The sequence below is a fragment of the Fuerstiella sp. genome (genome assembly GCA_022447225.1).
Lineage (GTDB): Bacteria > Planctomycetota > Planctomycetia > Planctomycetales > Planctomycetaceae > S139-18.
The window spans coordinates 89100-106405 of the sequence record JAKVAZ010000006.1 but is presented as its reverse complement, the minus strand read 5'-3'; the positions used below and the strand labels follow the sequence as shown (position 1 = coordinate 106405).

Annotated in this window: 14 protein-coding genes; 4 read left to right on the top strand and 10 right to left on the bottom strand. The window is 54.6% G+C overall.

The window, feature by feature from the left end; all coding sequences use genetic code 11:
* Positions 1–19 precede the first annotated feature (19 nt).
* Complete coding sequence (gene upp, locus MK110_05080; GenBank protein MCH2210651.1) at positions 20–646, top strand: uracil phosphoribosyltransferase; 627 nt, start codon at positions 20–22, stop codon at positions 644–646.
* Between the two features lie 191 nt (positions 647–837).
* Positions 838–1353, top strand: coding sequence for a hypothetical protein (locus MK110_05075; GenBank protein ID MCH2210650.1), 516 nt, complete (start codon positions 838–840; stop codon positions 1351–1353).
* Between the two features lie 93 nt (positions 1354–1446).
* Here the strand turns inward: MK110_05075 and MK110_05070 are convergent, their stop codons facing one another.
* The 5 genes from MK110_05070 to MK110_05050 all read right to left on the bottom strand — a co-directional run bounded on the left by MK110_05070 (position 1447) and on the right by MK110_05050 (position 8551).
* Positions 1447–3699, bottom strand: a complete 2253-nt coding sequence (locus tag MK110_05070; protein ID MCH2210649.1) for a trypsin-like peptidase domain-containing protein — start codon at positions 3697–3699, stop codon at positions 1447–1449.
* Between the two features lie 556 nt (positions 3700–4255).
* Positions 4256–5011, bottom strand: a complete 756-nt coding sequence (locus tag MK110_05065) for a creatininase family protein (GenBank protein ID MCH2210648.1) — start codon at positions 5009–5011, stop codon at positions 4256–4258.
* 135 nt (positions 5012–5146) lie between these two features.
* Positions 5147–6850 carry an L-lactate permease gene (locus MK110_05060; protein ID MCH2210647.1) on the bottom strand — a complete coding sequence of 568 codons (1704 nt, stop codon included), beginning with the start codon at positions 6848–6850 and terminating at the stop codon, positions 5147–5149.
* Between the two features lie 147 nt (positions 6851–6997).
* Positions 6998–7723, bottom strand: a complete 726-nt coding sequence (locus tag MK110_05055; protein ID MCH2210646.1) for a DUF1080 domain-containing protein — start codon at positions 7721–7723, stop codon at positions 6998–7000.
* Between the two features lie 81 nt (positions 7724–7804).
* Positions 7805–8551 (bottom strand): metallophosphatase family protein, encoded by a 747-nt coding sequence (locus MK110_05050; protein MCH2210645.1) that lies wholly within the window; start codon positions 8549–8551, stop codon positions 7805–7807.
* Positions 8552–9144: 593 nt separating this feature from the next.
* On the opposite strand from MK110_05050, the gene MK110_05045 reads away from it, so the two are divergent.
* Together MK110_05045 and MK110_05040 are read left to right on the top strand one after the other, a co-directional pair.
* Positions 9145–9837 (top strand): hypothetical protein, encoded by a 693-nt coding sequence (locus MK110_05045; GenBank protein ID MCH2210644.1) that lies wholly within the window; start codon positions 9145–9147, stop codon positions 9835–9837.
* A 229-nt stretch (positions 9838–10066) separates the two neighbouring features.
* A complete protein-coding gene (locus MK110_05040; protein ID MCH2210643.1) occupies positions 10067–10636 on the top strand; it encodes a DJ-1/PfpI family protein in 570 nt (189 codons plus the stop codon).
* 396 nt (positions 10637–11032) lie between these two features.
* Here MK110_05040 and MK110_05035 read toward each other — a convergent pair whose 3' ends face one another.
* The 5 genes from MK110_05035 to MK110_05015 form a co-directional block, all read right to left on the bottom strand.
* Positions 11033–11587 carry a hypothetical protein gene (locus tag MK110_05035; GenBank protein ID MCH2210642.1) on the bottom strand — a complete coding sequence of 185 codons (555 nt, stop codon included), beginning with the start codon at positions 11585–11587 and terminating at the stop codon, positions 11033–11035.
* 525 nt (positions 11588–12112) lie between these two features.
* A complete protein-coding gene (locus MK110_05030; protein MCH2210641.1) occupies positions 12113–12931 on the bottom strand; it encodes a sugar phosphate isomerase/epimerase in 819 nt (272 codons plus the stop codon).
* Positions 12932–13347: 416 nt separating this feature from the next.
* Entirely contained in the window at positions 13348–13992 is a 645-nt protein-coding gene (locus MK110_05025; GenBank protein MCH2210640.1) for an HAD-IA family hydrolase, read from the bottom strand.
* A 147-nt stretch (positions 13993–14139) separates the two neighbouring features.
* Positions 14140–15624, bottom strand: coding sequence for a M81 family metallopeptidase (locus tag MK110_05020; protein ID MCH2210639.1), 1485 nt, complete (start codon positions 15622–15624; stop codon positions 14140–14142).
* Between the two features lie 209 nt (positions 15625–15833).
* Positions 15834–17240, bottom strand: a complete 1407-nt coding sequence (locus tag MK110_05015; protein ID MCH2210638.1) for a DUF1501 domain-containing protein — start codon at positions 17238–17240, stop codon at positions 15834–15836.
* Positions 17241–17306: the final 66 nt, after the last annotated feature.

The following is a 17306-nucleotide window of genomic DNA, read 5'->3' as shown; positions in this document are numbered from 1 at the left end:
TCCGCGGGTGGAACACGAAATGGCTGCGAAAGTGACGATTCTGAAGCACGCCGTGGTGGATCATCACTTGGCGTATGTCCGCGACAGAAATACTCGTCCGGAAGATTTTCGTCGAAGGATCAGGGTACTGGGGAGTTTGCTGATCGCCGAAGCGACTCGAGAGATGACGCAGGTTTCGGTCAGAGTTACCACGCCGATGGAGACCACGGACTGTCAGGTTCTTGCCGGAAGAATCGTGGCTGTACCGGTTCTTCGGGCTGGCCTGTGCCTTGTCGATCCGCTACTCGATTTCATTCCCGAAGCAGAAGTTCAACACCTTGGTATATACCGCGATGAGGCTACTGCTCAGCCGGTCCATTATTACAACCGGCTTCCGTCTGCAGATCCGCCGGACACCGGACTTGTCCTTGATCCGATGCTGGCCACGGGGGGCTCCGCTGTGGGAGCCGTTCGTTTGCTTGAGGAATGGGGCGTTGTCGATATTCGTATGCTGGCAGTGATTGCTGCACCGGAAGGGCTTGAACGTCTGAGGCGTGACTGTCCGGACGTTCAGATATTTTGCTGTGCGTGTGACCGTGAACTCAACGACCGGAAATTCATCGTGCCGGGACTTGGAGATGCGGGCGACCGGGTATTCGGGACCTGAGTCGGAACTCAGGACTGTGGACTTCAGAATTATCGACTGTTCGCAGACCTCGTGACTACGAGTCATCGTATTCCGGTTTGTCTGACAGACCGGCAAATAAGCGGACTGTCTCAGCCCCTGAACAGTCGATAGAATTAGCGGCTGTGTCGTTCAACAAGTCCCTGTTCCAAGCCTGTTCGGGGTCAGTCGGAATGGATAATGCTGCTTCTTCCCGGTTGAAGACAACGGAACTGCCGTCTGCTGTGGAAGTGACAGCTCTGGTTGTGATGAGACTGGCGCTGGGGTTCTGGATCGGTGCTGCTGTTTTGTTTATTATCACCAGCATCGCGGAACAAAAGTTTCCGGCGTTTGATTCTATGCTGCGGGATCAACTGGCGACGATTCGTTTTCCTTTTTACTACGCGTTCGGTATTTCCTGCTGTACGGCAGCTATTGCTGCCGGAGTCATCTGCCGAAATCTCAGCCGGCATTTGCAGATTGCCATGCTGCTGACTACGTTGGCCGCCGTGGTGTTTGCTCTGGATTACTGGTTTGTGTATCGCCTGCTTCAGGAGTTGATTATTCCTGCGGGCAGTCCGCGGACGGAACAGTTTGAAAAGCTTCATACCTGGTCACGCAATGTGAATTCCGTGCATCTGCTGCTCGTACTGATTGCTGCGGTGCAGGCTGGACTTCCGGTATTGCCAGTAAAACACCATTCTGGGTGAGACTTGCCGCGGAATGTCGGTTTGGATGTTGACGACGGAAATGCGGAATGTTGTCCGGTTCCGGGTCGATGCGAATGCGGGACGCGGTCTGTTTTAGTTTTGCCCCGGGATGTCCGCTTCCAGACGTGTTTTGAGCTGCTGAAGCTGCTGAAGATCAATGCCGTCAGGCTGTGTGGTGTAAAACCAGTCAACATCTTCCAGAGCCATGGTTGGATGCCCCGTTCTGACCCTGATTTCCAGACGCTTGGCCCGAAATTCCGGGTTGTCCCCGGAAATTGTGACAAGCAGTTCAAGATACCGCAGTACGCGCTGATCACTGCGATCATGTTCTGCCAGCCCAAGCAGGTTGCGCAGCATTCGTTCGATAATCCGGGTCGCACTTTGTGGTTCCAGATATTCGGGTTCCATCGTCAGGCCACGATCCTGAAGATGATCATTCAGATCATCATCGGTAAGCCGCTTTCCGCGATTGAACACATCGATCCATTCCGGTTCGTGTTCAGAATCGGCTGGTTCGAATTTCACGATATAGTGTCCCGGCAATCCGATTCCCGACATGTTCAGATTAAGTCGTTGTCCCAGTTCCATGTACAGCACACTCAAGGCGATCGGCAGGCCCTCCCGATCATCAATCACCTCGTTCATGTAGCTGTTCGAACGTGCGTAATACTGCTGACGGCTGCCGCGAAAACCGTTTTCTTCAAACAACCATTGGTCCAGTGCCTGCAGACGCTGTTGTTCATCAGCATCGTCACTGAATCCTGACCGGATTTCGTTTGCCATGGAATCGACTCGGGTAACGTAGTCCCTTCCCCGGATTTCGTCGTTGTCGAGTTCTGCCAGTAACAGTGCGGCTGTCAGCAGGTCCGGTTGTGATTCGTCTGAAGATTTTCCGGTGAGTATACTGCTGAGCTGCTGGGCGATCTGAGCGGTGTGTACGTCATCTGCCAGTTGCCGTACCAGAACGGCACGGGCGTCGATTTCCGCGGCCTTGCGCGCCAGCAGTCCGCCGACTCCCTGTCCCAGCGGTGTTAATTCACTGATCAGTTGCCGTGACAGAGGCTGATCCGGCTGCATCTGATTCAGCAGGTCCGTTACTTTTTGCTGTTGTTCGACAGACGGAAGGCGTGACGGAATACTGGGTGCGATACTGAGATTACGAAACGTGGCTTCCGTGCCTCGGAATGCTGCAAATCCCAAGCTGCCGTGAGGAATGACCTTGTCCTGTGTTTCGAAGACCGGATTTCCGTTCAGCTGACAACTGATTGTATCCGCCTGGATTCGAACTTTAAGAGTATTCCAGTCGTTGGGTCGATAGCTGGAGTGAGGTTCGTTGTGAAGGATGGTCCAGTGGTTCACGCTGGGGCCATCGAACCGGGTGAAACGGATGTTTCCGGCACTTGGATAGAATCCGTAGTGGCGGTCTCCACCGTCGGAGTGCATCATGAGACCGGCTGCTCCGCGTTCGTTTCCAAGTTTGACGTCTACTTCGATTTCAATCGGGATTTCGTGGACCTGCTTCAGCATGCACAATGTTCGGCCACCGAATCCCGTTCCCCAGCCCTCAACTTTGATGCGTCCTGCACGTTGTTTCCAGCCGGTGCCTCCAATCGGTTTCCAACGCTGACTGTCAAGGGCACCGATGGTGACCCAGCGGTCCATTTCTATTGGATTCGGGGACTCGCGGAGGCCATGCAGATGAGAGATCGGAATAGCGAAGCCGATGTTGTCGGTGGCGGTCGACTTCAGTGTGACCATTCCCACCACCATCCCCTCATAATCGACGACCGGGCCGCCGCTGTTGCCTGGTTCGATCGCCATAGCCAGCTGAATCATGGAGATCCCGTCGATATCGCGCCGACCGGAAACCACTCCATTGACGACGCTGTTGCGGAGCCCGTGCGGATGTCCCAGAGCCACGACCGGTCGCCCCACAGGTGCTTCCTGGTCGCTGAGTGTCAGTGGAGGCAGACCATGTGATTCGGTCTTCAGAATCACCATGTCCAGATGGGCTGTCTGAGAATACACCTGAAGCACGGGGACATGGCGGCCGTCAGGAAGAACAATCGACACACGACGACCTTCACCGATGACATGACGGGCCGTGGCGATCAGGTCGTCGGCGATGGCAAATCCCGACCCTTCCCCTCTCCGATCTCCGGAGCGTCCGGTTCCTTCGATGACAACCAGAGATTTCTGCACCGACGATGCAAGCTGCTCGATATCTGATTCCGGTGAAACGGAAACATTAACCGGTGCTTCATCGGCAGACACTGATGACACCGCAATCACGACAGACAGCAGCACCGGAAGACAGTGGATGATCCTTGCATTGTCGATGATCATGAAATGATTCGCTTGTCGGGGCGGCGAATGGTCCGGGAAGTGGTCAGCTTTCTTCTATTTATATCCGCACCTGACCGCTGTGTCCTGTCCGTTGTCGCCAGATCCGGAATCGTGTCAAAAACACCCGTCGTGCAGACCTGTATCGAACCCGAAAAAACTGCACAGCCGCAACGCACGACTGGTTGATGCCGTGTCACGGGAATGACCAGTTTATGCAGCCACGTTTCCCGTGTGCGATTTGATCGACCACACAAAACGCCGATTACCAAATTCCTGCTGAACCGAATGCAGAGACGTTGCGTTTGGCAGCCGATAGTGGGAGGACCCATTGCATGCGGTCAACGCGGGCAGCAGCAAGTCGCTGCGATGACACCCGAGGAATTCATGCAACAGGTGTTACCACCACGGAAAATTCCTCGTTCGTATTAGCTCAGACAGTACCGTTGCCATACGGCGGTCAGTTTGGTGCCGCGCGACACGTAGAGCAGTACCAGGATGAAATCAGTCTGTCAGGGATATAAACGCGGGGGTTCAATTTTTTTCTAAACGACGCAACTCAACCGTCCCAGGATTTTCCATCCCACTGGATAACTCGCTGCATTAGCCGCACCACACCGCCGGAGAACAATTCCAGCAGTTGTTCGCCTTTTTCGGATGTGGCCGCGTTCGGTGCGCCGATATGTCCGGTGGATGATCGATCGCCGGTAATCCAGGCACGCTGAGCCGGCAGGAACGGATTACCCTGATCAATGTTTTCGGTGTTCTGATAATCCTTCACCAGTTCCGGATATAAACGCAGAATCATTGATGTTTCCCACTCGCAGGCATGCTGCATCGAGTCCTGTGTCAGACCGGGGATACTCGACGGAGGATCTGCCAGACTCCAGTACGTTGCGTACAACAACAGTAAATCCGGTCGAGTGCGGTATTTCTGTCGCAGCTCAAATGTCACCTGTCGTCCCGGTACATCGTTGCCGCCATGACCGTTGAAAACCACGATGCGTCGAAACCCGTGGGTGATGAAATTTTCAACCAGTCCGCTGAGCAGGTCCAGCCAGACTCGGGGTTCAGCGGATACGGTGCCGGGGAAATCCATGTGATGATGAGAATTGCCGAGCCACATCAGAGGTACCAGTAACGTCTGCTGTTCCAGTTGCTGGTGGGCTCGACGCATAATTTCCCCCAGCAGCATGCTGTCGGTAAACACGGGCATGTGGTGACCATGCTGTTCGAGGGCCGCTACAGGAATGATGACCGGTGTATTTCGATCCAGTGCATCGACATCCGGCCAGGTCAGATTGGAAAGTTCCATGGGATTGCCATTTAAATAAGATAAAAGTGTTCAGATGTTGCGATTGTCTGTCTCAGACGATCAGTTGGGATTCCCGCTGCCGGTCACTGCCGAGGCAACTTTTAACGGCTGCGAACATCTGTGTCGAACGATTGTTCAACCTCCGACCTGGCACAGCATCATACCCAGAATGCCGGCCGCGACTGCATAATAAGCGAAGACCAGCAGGGTACGTCGGATGACGAGTCCTTCACGGCCCACCATTCCGGCCACGGCCAGTGCCGCTACCACGTTGTGTACGCAGATCGTATTTCCGGCGGCACCGCCCACAGCCTGCAGGGCAACCACCCAGAACGGGTCTGTTCCGATTTGCTGTCCGACCTCGAATTGCATCGGTGACAGCATCATGTTACTGAGTGTATTGCTGCCTGCAATGAACGCGCCCAGACCACCGACCGCCGGAGCCACTGCCGGCCAGAATGATCCCATCACTTCTGAAAACGATGTGGCCAGGACCTGGGGCATCCCGTCATACCCGTGGATCCCCCCCGTGGAACCTGTGAACACTTTTACCATGGGCACGGCAAAGATGAGTGCAACAGAAGCCTTGAGTGTGGTGAATAAGGATTCACGGAAGGCACTGCGGACCTGCCCCAGGGACATGTGATGAATCCACCAGGTCAGCAGGCACACCAGGATCAACGTGCTGCCAGGAGATGCCAGCAGAGGGTGATTGATGTCCACATCTGTGCCGAACACATTTTGAAACCCTATGCTCACTGACGGAGAACGCAGCCACTGTGCAACAGGCAGCAGAGGCATTCGCGAAATCAGCAGTGCTGCCGCCAGAAAGACATACGGCAGACAGGAATGCAGCAGGCTCCGATTTACACCAGATACGTCAGGCTGTCTGCCGCGACTCGTCAGTTCCGGTGACCAGTCGTCCAGCCAGTCCTGTTGCTTTGGAAACCGCCAAATTTCGTCCGAGGGAAGAAACCAGCCACGACGTGATGCCGAAATGACAATGATCAATCCGACCACGCTGCCGAGTAGCGACGGGAACTCCGGTCCCAGAACACGTGCGGCCAGAACGTAGGGGATTGTCATAGAGACGGCAGAAAATAACGCGAATCGCCACGCCGCCAGACCTCGCGCGATCGAGCGTTCCGTTCCGAACAATCGCGTCAGCAGACAGACCAGTATCAGCGGAATCAGCGTTCCGATGATTCCATGAAGCATGGCCACTCGAAAACCAATCTGTGCCAGAACAGTGTCTGCGTCACCGGTCAGTCCGTGTGCGGCAGCTGCGACGGCGACATCGGAGCCTTCAGTGAATCCTGCGGAGGTCAGGTTAAGTCCCGTGCGGACACCAACCAGAATGGGAGTCCCCAGGGCCCCAAACGAAACAGGTGTGCTCTGAATCGTCATACCACACAGGACGGCGGCCAGTGGCGGAAATCCAAGAGTCACCAGCAACGGAACTGCTACCGCCGCCGGAGTTCCAAAACCGGCGGAGCCTTCAATGAACGATCCGAACAGCCAGGCCACAATGATGGCCTGCACACGCTGGTCTTCTGAAATATCCCGGAAACCATTTCGAATGCAGTCCACCGCTCCGCTGTAACGCAGGCAGTTCAGCAAAAATATGGCGCCAAAGATGATATACAGAAGATTGGCGGCCGTTCCCGTACCCTGAAGGCACAGGGCTGCAATCTGCAAAGGACTGATACCCCAGGCGAAGTACGAAACAAGAATCGTGGTGACCAGTGACAGCAACATTGCCCGACTGGCAGGCACCCGCAGTAGTACGATCAAAATCGCGGTTACCAGTAACGGCAGGGCGGCCAGAAATGACAGCATCAGGACTCTTTTCGATTACCGGGAAAACGTCAGTGCGGGAAGTACGAATCCGATGCCGGTGGATTGATCTGTGCCGCGTCGGTCGGGGAGACACCGGTCAGTCCGAACCACATCCATCGCCATCCGGTCTTACGGACCTGGTCGGCTTCAGTCCAGATTCCTGATGCGGATATCACGATACTCAGCGAACATTGGTTTTCCTTCATGCAGCTGAAGTGCCAGGACCCCGTCCAGCAGGGCTCGATCTTTGCTGTCGGTAAAATCCAGTATCAGTCGGCCGTTCATAAAATGCCGGATATGAGTTCCTTTGGCGCGAATGATGACATCGTTCCAGTCATTCAGTCGGAACAATTGCTTGAACTCACCATCCGTAATCAGCACTTCGTCCGACAGTTGCAGACGGTCTCCTGTCCAGGTGCCCTTCTGGCCTACCAGTATCATTCGGCCGCGACCGCCTGTGGCAGCTCCTTCGTCATAAATAAAACCCGAGACACTCGGCAGATCGACCTGATTGCGAATTTCGTGCTGGTAGCCTTTCACGACCCATTTGTTCTTTGCCGATCCGTCGGTGATGTGTTTTGAACGGTACTGAATTCCGGAGTTATTGGTGGCGTTGCAGCGGAACGACAGTCGGAGTTCGAAATCGGACGTACGACCGTTCTGCCAGATCAAAAACGTATTCCCGTCTGCCACGTTTTCTGTGGTAGTTTCACCATGAATGACTCCGTCTTTAACGCTCCAAAGACGAGGATCACCCTCCCAACCGCTGAGATCTTTGCCATTGAAGATCCATGTCATACCGGATTCCGGTGGTGCAGCGTGGCTCGCAGCGGCACACAGCATAACAGCGAATATCGATAAACGTTCAGTCATGGACTTCAGCTTTGTGATGAGATTGCTGCTGTCACGGGAGGAAGAGGACGGTTTCCGACAGCCTTATCTGTTGATGGTCATCTAGCGACCATCACGAATTCTGTCACCCAGAAAATTGTCCAGATCCGGAATGTCGTAGATCTTTTTCGACGTCGTGTCCACGTCGTATTCCACTCGGTGGAATTTCAGCTGACTACCGTCAACAGTGACGTACGAGGAACGTGGATCATTGTCTCGAGGCTGACCGACCGAACCCACGTTGACCATGACTTTGCCAGATCCCAGTTCGTAGGTGTAGTCCAGTTCTTCGGGAGAGTGGAATTCATGCTCCTCGGTAAACACGCCGGGAATATGAGTGTGTCCCTGAAAACAGTACTGAGGAATCAATGCGAATATTTTTTCCATCTTGACCTGGTTGAAGACGTCGTCGGGAAACACATATTCATTCAGCGGATTGCGAGCCGATCCGTGAACATAAATCGTTTTCCCGTCTTCGGATTCTACCCGCCGGTTGAGTTCACCCAGGAACTCCCATCGTTGTTGCCCTTCCGGCCCTGGAGCTCGTTCCAGAATCGAACGCGTCCAGAAAATTGCGCGTTCTGCACCGGCGTTAAAGCCTTCCGGATCGAACAATGCCGCCTGGTCGTGGTTACCCAGCAGGCAAACATTCAGACCGATCACGCGATCCACACACTCACAGGGATTGGGACCGTATCCTACGATGTCTCCCAAGCAGTAAATCTCATCGACATCCTTCGCGGCAATATCGGCGAGCACCGCCTCAAGTGCTTCGAGGTTGCTGTGAATGTCACTGATGATTGCTCGCAAGCAACTTGTCCTTCCGGCACTCGTTGATCATTCCGTGTTTATGTTTCTTAACAAAATCAGGTTGGGGAGTTTAGGTCTGCAGTGGCCTCCGGGCAAGCTCAGGCGCATCAACCCCGGTTCAGTCTCCGAATTGGAACATCATGCGATATGGACGGGGTACGAAGATGATTTGTTGGTTGAATCGGGGAGGCGTGTGCTCCAGCCGAATTGCGAAAAGACTGTCGCGGACGATTTCGGTATTTGCAATTTTTTCAATATGTGTGTTTGGTCGCTGATGGCACTTCGAACCAGCCCTTATGTTCAGCTTTCACTGAAGCGGACGGCATCGGTGACCTGAATTCGGACAGGAAGACCGTTACCGGAGATAAACGCCCGGTTCACAACAACTTGAGTCAAATATCAAAACTTTCAGGATTTCACTGAAGTTCTGCAGGCTCTGTACCGATTAACAGGAACAGGGTGACTTTTTCACTCTGTCTGCACTCGCAGGTTCCCTCTGAGCGACCGCTCACTCCTCGATTCGAACTTTGTTTTTTAACCACGCGTTCAGTTCGAATTCCCGCCGCCTCGGTATCCAATCAGGATGACTTCTCATGATTCGCAAGCTGACTCTTCGATTTTGTGTTCTGACACTTCTGGCTGTCACCAGCTCCACGGTAAACGCCTGCTGTTTGCTTCCGTTTCTTAATCCGTTTGCGTGGACCTGCGGGCACGGCTGTGGAAGCGGTTTTGGATATGGATATCGTGGTGCAGGATATGGAATCTCGAGTCCGTGGTGTGCCCCGGCCTGTGGTGGTGGATACTATGGCGCTCATCGTGGCTATCACGGGTGGTCCCGCAGCGGTTACACGCCGGCCTATCCCGTATTGACACAGTCAACCGGTTGCGACTGCACGTCCGGACCGGCTATACCGAGTTCCGATGTCACCAACACCGGCTTTCCGAATGCGGGCATGGCAACTCAAACATCTGCCTTAGGCTTCCCGACTCTGTTGACACCGTCGGCAACAGCGTTTCAACCTCAGTTCCCCGTCTACTCCGCTCCGGCACCACGAACGGCCATGTCGACGGCTCCGATTTACGGACCCGCCTGGCAGGTCCCGTCACCAACACCTCATGTGAGCGGCGATATTCGCGGCGACCATCAACTTCCTGTCATTCCCAACGGGTTCAGTCCGTCAACGCCAGCTGTGGTTCATCCGGCAGCCTATCATCCGGTACGGCGGTCAGCCTATAGGTCGTATGATCCGCGAAGCGTGTTGGCGCGACCATGGTCCATGCGATAAAATGTTATGACGTACCGGAGCTGGTTTTTCGGTTCGCTCGGCAATTCGATTTCCAGCCAGCCTGCAACTGCAGGCTGGCTGTTTTGTTGCGCTTCTGTTTCAATCCAGTATGTTCATGACTAACCGATCGTGAACCTCAGGCCGGTACCGTGATCAAACGTGGATTTGTTGCGGGTGTTCGGCAGCCAAATATTGTTTGATTAAATTCCTTCCCACCCTGGACGCAACAATGCCGGATGAAGTTCTGATCGTGATTGGTGATGCCACAGAGTGTCTGGATACGCTGTATCCGTATTACCGTTTGATTGAATCGGGATTCCGTCCTGTGATCGCGGCTCCGGAAAAACGCCGGTATCAAATGGTTCTGCATGAAAACCGACCCGGATGGACGATCACCAAAGAATGGGAAGGTTATACGCTTGAGGCGGACATCGCTTTTTGCGACATCGTTCCCGAGAACTATACCGGCATTTTGTTTTCAGGCGGACGGGCTCCCGAATACATTCGCTACGACAAAGACCTCGTACGTATCACCCGCTGGTTCTTTGAAGCCAAACGACCGATTGCCAGCGTTTGTCACGGAGTGGAAATTCCCGCCTATGCCGACTGTGTTCGAGGTCGACGTATGGCAACGGTCCCCAAATGTCAGTTTGATCTGGAAGTCTGTGGAGGGATCTTTGTGGATGAACCGTGCGTGATTGACGGCAACCTGGTCAGTGGACGTACGTTTCATGACAACGGGGAGTATGTGGGACCATGGATCAAGCTGCTGGAAGCCGCACGATCCTCTGATGGCTAACACGGGGCCGACGGCTGGGCAATTCCTTTTGGCCGACGGACGTCTTCCTGCCACCGACGACATGATCACGCACCTGGCCGAGGGGAGAGTGTGTCCTGTACGCGGGATTCCGCGTCAGATCGTGTTCTGAATACCGCAGAGTTTGCGGGCGTGTCGGTACAGCGATGAAAAACCGGCAGAAACTCTGATTTTGATCAGGGATATTCCACGTGCCGATCATCTCTGGTACACAACTATCTCTGCTACGCAACCAATACGGTCACACAACTGGACCGTGCCATTGTTGTCCACGAGTGTCGAGTCCGCAGGGGACGAACCCTGACAGGGTCGAGGTGTGAAAATGTTCCGGTGTTCTCCTTGATCTTTATTGGCTGCTGAATTCAGCAGCCAACAATATCACCTGCGAGCGAAAGTGCTGCGAGGTTGATGAGTCAACGGATTCAGCCGCACAGCGTTGGACAGTTTCCATACTTTGGATTCGTGAACCCAGGTCGTTTCCCACAATTCAGCCACCCGATGTGTTATTGAGTGCGTGCGTGTCGTAATCTTTCCATTAGCCCGAATCTGCACCACAACTCCCGCGTCCGACTCTGATTTCAGAATCACGGACTGGATATGAAAGTCCGGTTCCAGCCGGACCTGTTTCAGACCCTGCCTGGCCGTCTCACCAAGACCGGGGCTGTTTTCGGAAATCCATCGGTCAACTGCAGTCAGATTTTCAGAATGAAGTCCCTTCAGGATCTGATTCGCAGACATTTCTACCTGTTCGCGATTTGAGACGACCAGTTGCGAGATCACATACACAAGTGCGCCGCAACCAACAAACACGGGGGCAAGTTTGGCCAAAGTGGAATGGCCGGTAAGCAGTGCCGCAACCGCGCAACTGCCCAGCACAATCATGGCCGGCCACGGATTATCTGTCAGGTAGTGCATGGGCAGAATGTATGTCAAATCTCAGCTGAAGCTGACAAACCGGCAGAGGAGTATCCGGTGAGTCTGCAGGGCCGTTACGGATCAGTTTGAGATCCTGGCAGATATCCTTTGTTCTTCGGTGTTCCACTGTCAGCCCCTCAGGCAACGGTTCTGCATGAACCGGAAAAACGGACAGTTCACCAGGGGCATGCAATCAACAAGTTGTTGCGCTGCAGGAATTGAGTGATTTCATTCTGTAATTTGTCTGCTCAAGCCAAAATAAAACGGGCAGATCAATAAATAAAACAGCAGAACCGTCGCGGCTGTGAACGGCCCGACTCGATGTTTGCACAGCCTGTACCTTGTGTGCAGGCCGTCGCAAAATCAAAGGTTTGATTACAAAGAAGTGGGTCAAGGTAGTGCGAGTGCCCGATCCACCGGGGACATGAAGTGTGAGTGCATCCAGAATCAGCCGGCTGTCCGGGGCAGTTGACGGACGCAGCTTCAATGAGCGGATCTGCTGAGCGATATGATAACGCACGACCGTCTGACGCATGACAGTGTTCAGGTTTTCAGTCCCAATTCCTGCTCAACCTGTTGCATGGGTTCCAGGTTTCTTCGGGCGCCGTCTTCCAGAAGAGGATAGTCGTGCATGTCGCATGTCAAACTGCCATCAAAGCTGATCTGTTTGAGTGCCGCGGTCACAGACGGCAGATCCAGGCAGCCGTCACCAATTGGCAGGTGCAGCGCATAGGTCGTGCAGTCGCCGTCGGAGAAATGAACGTGTCGAATTCGTTGACCCAGATTTTCGATGGCCTGAACATAGGAATTCGGTTGTCCGACACCGTAATGGCAGGTGTCATACAGGATGCCCACAGTTCCTTGGGCATGACCTTCGGCAACCGCATCAATAAAGTCGATGCACCACGAATCTTCCATACTCAGTGTGTCCGGATGTGGTTCGAAGACGAGTTTCAGGTTCGCACCGGCGGTCATCTCTGCGACCTGACGGAACAGACCCACATTGGTCGACAGAACCTCGGACGGTGTTCGGTCGGCGTTGGTATGTCCCCAGGTGTCGTGGCTGATGATCAGCCCCAGATCCAGGCCCGCAGCAAAATCCACCGCACGACGAAACTCTTCCAGGGTTTCGTCTAAGGCATCAAATGGTTCCACCTCAACCCAGCAGTCGAATCCGTACAGGTTCAGGTCAATTGACTCGCACCAGCGCAGAAACGCGGCTCGTGTTTCCGGAGTTTTTAGCTTCTCGTAAAACGGCGGTCGCGATACTTCCAGCGAATCAAATCCCGCGTCGCGAACGATTCGGCAAATCGTTTCGATGACCTTATATTCGCGAAAGCTGACGGCGTTGACCGAAGGCATAGAATGTCCTGTTCTGATTCAATGTGGACGTCGCTGAACTCGCCGGTGACCTGAACCGATCAATAGCTTATCGTCAATCCGCGATTGTGGCCACGCTGAGCGTTGCCAGGCGGGCCACTTACAGATCGTGGACTATCACGTGATCTGATCAACCGCGATTCCGGCCGCGACGTGCCAATTCGTAAATCGGTTGATGCACTTCGATGGAACTGAAGAAGATCCAGTTTGAGTAGGCAGTATGGTGTGGATTGGTACGTACATGCAGACTGAATCCGTATCCGGGAACCTGCTTTGCTCAGTCGGTCGGCGGAATCATGATTTCGACTGTCCCGCTTCAGCCGTGCTGTCTCGTGAGCCGGCATAACGTCTATCGTCATTCGACACACCCTCTGAGTCTCCGTTGCAGAAGTTGAGTCTCAGTTGCAGAAGATCGGGATCAGTCCGGACAGGCTGCGAACGGAAGTGACTCTGGCGTCCTGGTCATGAATGCCGTGTGGATCGAAGGCGAAGACCTGCATGCCGGCCGCCAGGCCGGCGTCGATGCCGAATCGACTGTCTTCAACAACCGCGCATCGCTCCGGAGCAACACCCAGTGATTGTGCGGCCATCAGGAACAGATCGGGAGCCGGTTTCCAGGTTTGAATCTGGTAGGCGCTGAAGATTCGGGATTTGGCAAAGTGGCGATCAAGTCCGGTGGCTTCCAGACAGACCTGGATCTTGTGCAGAGGCGCGTTGGAAGCGACACAGGCAGGAAGCGTCATGGCGTCCAGCAGTTCCGCGGCACCATCGATCGCCTGCAACTGTTCTTTGAGTACCGGGATCTGCCGGCGGCGAAATTGCTGCTCAAAATCCTGCGGAAGCGAGCTTCCCAGCTTTTGTTCGATGCCCCGCAGCACCTCAGCCAGTTCGCTGCCGGAAAACTCGTGGAGAGCCTCTTCAAAATCCAGCTGCAGTCCGAACTCCGACACAAAATTCACCAGCACCCTGATACTGGGTGACTCACTGTCAACGAGTGTACCGTCGCAGTCAAAAAGAACGGCTTCCAGTGGATCTGTATTCATGGTGTTTCAGGTCGAGCGTTTTTCAGGTCCAGGATTTTTTCAATACTGCAACGTTATCAGGTTCAGGGCGGTCTGAATCCTGACGGAAGTCTACGGCAGGCCCGTTCAGGGTGCGGGATTCAGCAGGCTGAAAACCCAAGGTCCGCATTATTCCGGCAGGTCAAACGGATACAGTTTTCGATTCAGGCGTTTGAACGGAAGATTGCCCAGGTCGTGAACACAGGGTTCGGAGACAACGTGAACAGCTCCGGCCCAGGATTCGAAACCGGCGCGGAAATGCGCGGCCGATTTGACTCCGATGTACCGCATTTCCTGGGGATCCAGTTTCAACGATTTGGCAAAAGCTGTGTCGAAAGGCTGTTCACGCAATGTGGTCAGCAGCACGTGGATTCCATCCTGCTCAATGTGTGCGGAAGGTCCCAGGTTGCTTTCAAGGCCGGAGTACATCTGACCATTGTAGCGAAAGGTTCCGTCTGAAACGGCGATGATACGAGCCGTCATTCGCACGGGGGCGCCCTGAAGCGGTGAAGATTTTCCGCCAACATCCAGAGTCAATGTTGCTCCGGTGCCCGCGGCATGACACTGCTGCACGGCTTCCGGGTCGGCGATATTCAGAACACAGGCGTCCTGAATGCCGGCATCAATGAATGTTCGCAGCATCCCGGTGCTGTCGCCAGGAGATCCGCCGCCCGTGTTGTCCCGCATGTCGGCAAAGACCACCGGGAAGTCACCGGCAGCCTGGGCCTGAGCCAGAGCCTCACGCGTGGTGGGGATTTCGAAATGCCAGTCCGCTCGACGTTCGTAGCACCATTCTCCCAGCTGGTCTGCGTACTGCTGTGCTGCGGGAAGATCGTTGTCGGTCACCACATACACCGAACATCCCATATCGGGCACATCTGCCAGGAAGTAGCAGGTGGCGATGGATCCGCAAACCACACCTGACTGAGCTTCGATGCGATGCAGTTCGCTGATGGCTTCTTTCATCGGTGAGTGAGCAGTGACCTGATTCATGCCCCACACCATCGGGATCTGGTGCAGCGCCATGGTGGGTCGTAATCCTTCGTTCCAGATGCGTGCCAACATATCAGCACAGTCCCGTGCTCGTTCTGCCATATCAACTTCCGGATAAGACCGACGGCCAAGCAGCACGTCCGCCTGATCGATCATTAGCGGGGTGACGTTGGAATGGATATCCAGTTCGGCAAGGATCGGGACATCCGGTCCAACAATACCACGGACCTCCTTCAGAATATGGCCTTCGGCGTCGGGAACACCTTCGGGTTCATCCAGATTGCCGGCACACATGGAACCGTGCAGTTCCAGCAACACACCGTCGACCTGACCGGCCTGCCGAATTTCCGTCAGCAGTTCATTGACGAGTTCGTCGAACAGTGGCCGTGGCGTGGGGGCGCTGGTATGTGATTCTGCCAGAAACGTGGGAATCGGTTCAAAGGCGTGCTTTTCTGCACCGTCGATGTAGCCGCCGACCGTGGTGTTGGTTCCCCGCAGAGTGTCCAGTATCTCCTGGCCACGCATAATCCGTCGTTCAAGATAGCTCTGTCGGGTGGTCGGGACGGGGGTAAAGGTACTGGTTTCGTGACTGATGCCTCCAACAACGACACGCTTCATCATGACCTCACTTTTTCGTCACCGGCGGATTCAGATCTTCGGACGGATCCGGCGAACAGACTGGAAATTTGAACCGTCAAACAATTGCTTCGTGGCAAACGTCTGCCGCGATTTAATGGAACCCCGGGCATTTGCCGCAGCAACATTGTCGCCGGGAGGCTGTTACTCCGCATACGTTTGTACCACGGAGCAACAACATGCGGGAGTTCCGTTCAGATCAGTGCTGATACCGGATTACCTTCGGAAAGCCACATGGGTCGATTGCTGGCATCCAGTACCTCGGTCCGTGGATTCAAACCAAGGCAGTGATAGATGGTCGCCGTCAGGTCGGCCGGGCTGACGGGATCCGATGCGGGATACCCGGCGTGACGGTCGGAGCTTCCATACACCTGACCGGGACGAATTCCGCCGCCGAACAGCATCACAGAAAAACAGTGAGGCCAGTGTTCGCGACCTCCTGTGGTCAGCGTGATGCGTGGAGTCCGTCCAAATTCTCCGGCAACCACCACCAGGGTTTCATCCAGCTGACCGGTTTGTTCAAGGTCGGTGATCAGTGCGTGCAGGGCCACGTCGAACGGTGGAATCAGATCTTCTCGCAGTGATTCACAATTTTGCCAGTGGCTGTCCCAGGCGTATCCTTTTTTCCCCTGTGTGCGCAACCAGCTGACCTGAACCAGACGCGTTCCGGCATTCAGCAGGCGTCGACCAAGGAATACCGACTGGCCAAACTGGTTTCGGCCGTATTTTTCTCGATCCAGCGGGTCAGCGGTCGACAGATCCACCGCACTGCGAACGGCGTCGGACGCCATCACGTCCACAGCCTTTTGCTGATTTTCTCTCAAGGATCCCGCGAGGGCTGTTTGTTCCAGATACTCCACCTGCTGGTTGACCTGAGACAGCAGTTTGCGCCGACGCTGGATAACTTCAGCCGGACGATTAGCCAGTAGCGGCAGATGATCCAGGCGATAATTTTCTTCGTTGGGGTTACCTCCGGTCTGCAGCGGATCGAATCGTCCGCCGAGTCGTCCGCCCCACTGTCCCGGGCGGCGTCCGCTTCCAGCATCAAGACGACGCGGCACAATGATGAACGGCACCATCGGTCCACGACCCGGACTGACTTTAGCGACGGCCGCTCCGATATGCGGGTGATCTTCGCGACTCATAAAGTTGGCCTGGGAACCGGTACCTTCGTATTGGTATCCCGTGAACATATGGTAGCCACCAACCGCATGACCGCCGGAAGTATGTGTCATCGATCGAATTAGTGAACCACGGCTCAGCAGTTGACTGGTCAGTGGCATGTATTCGGTAAATCGAACCCCGGGCAGCGCGGTATCGATTGTGCTGAATTCGCCACGAATTTCTGAAGGCGCATCGGGCTTGGGATCGTACATATCGATTTGCGAAGCGCCGCCGGACTGAAACAGTACGATACAGTTTTTCGCCTGGCCGAAACTGGCCATGCTGCGGCCCGCATAACTTTCTTCAGACGCCCGCGCGTCTTGATCCAAAAGCCATGGCAGTGAGGCACCCGACAGGCCAAGCCCGCCAACACGCAGCATCTCGCGACGATCGATTCCGTCACATAATTTGGTGGCCGGGCCGTTGATACGAAGCATTGCCTGCACCTCAAAATCACGCATTTTCTGCAATGTTACTGCTAATTTAGATTATCCTAACCGATC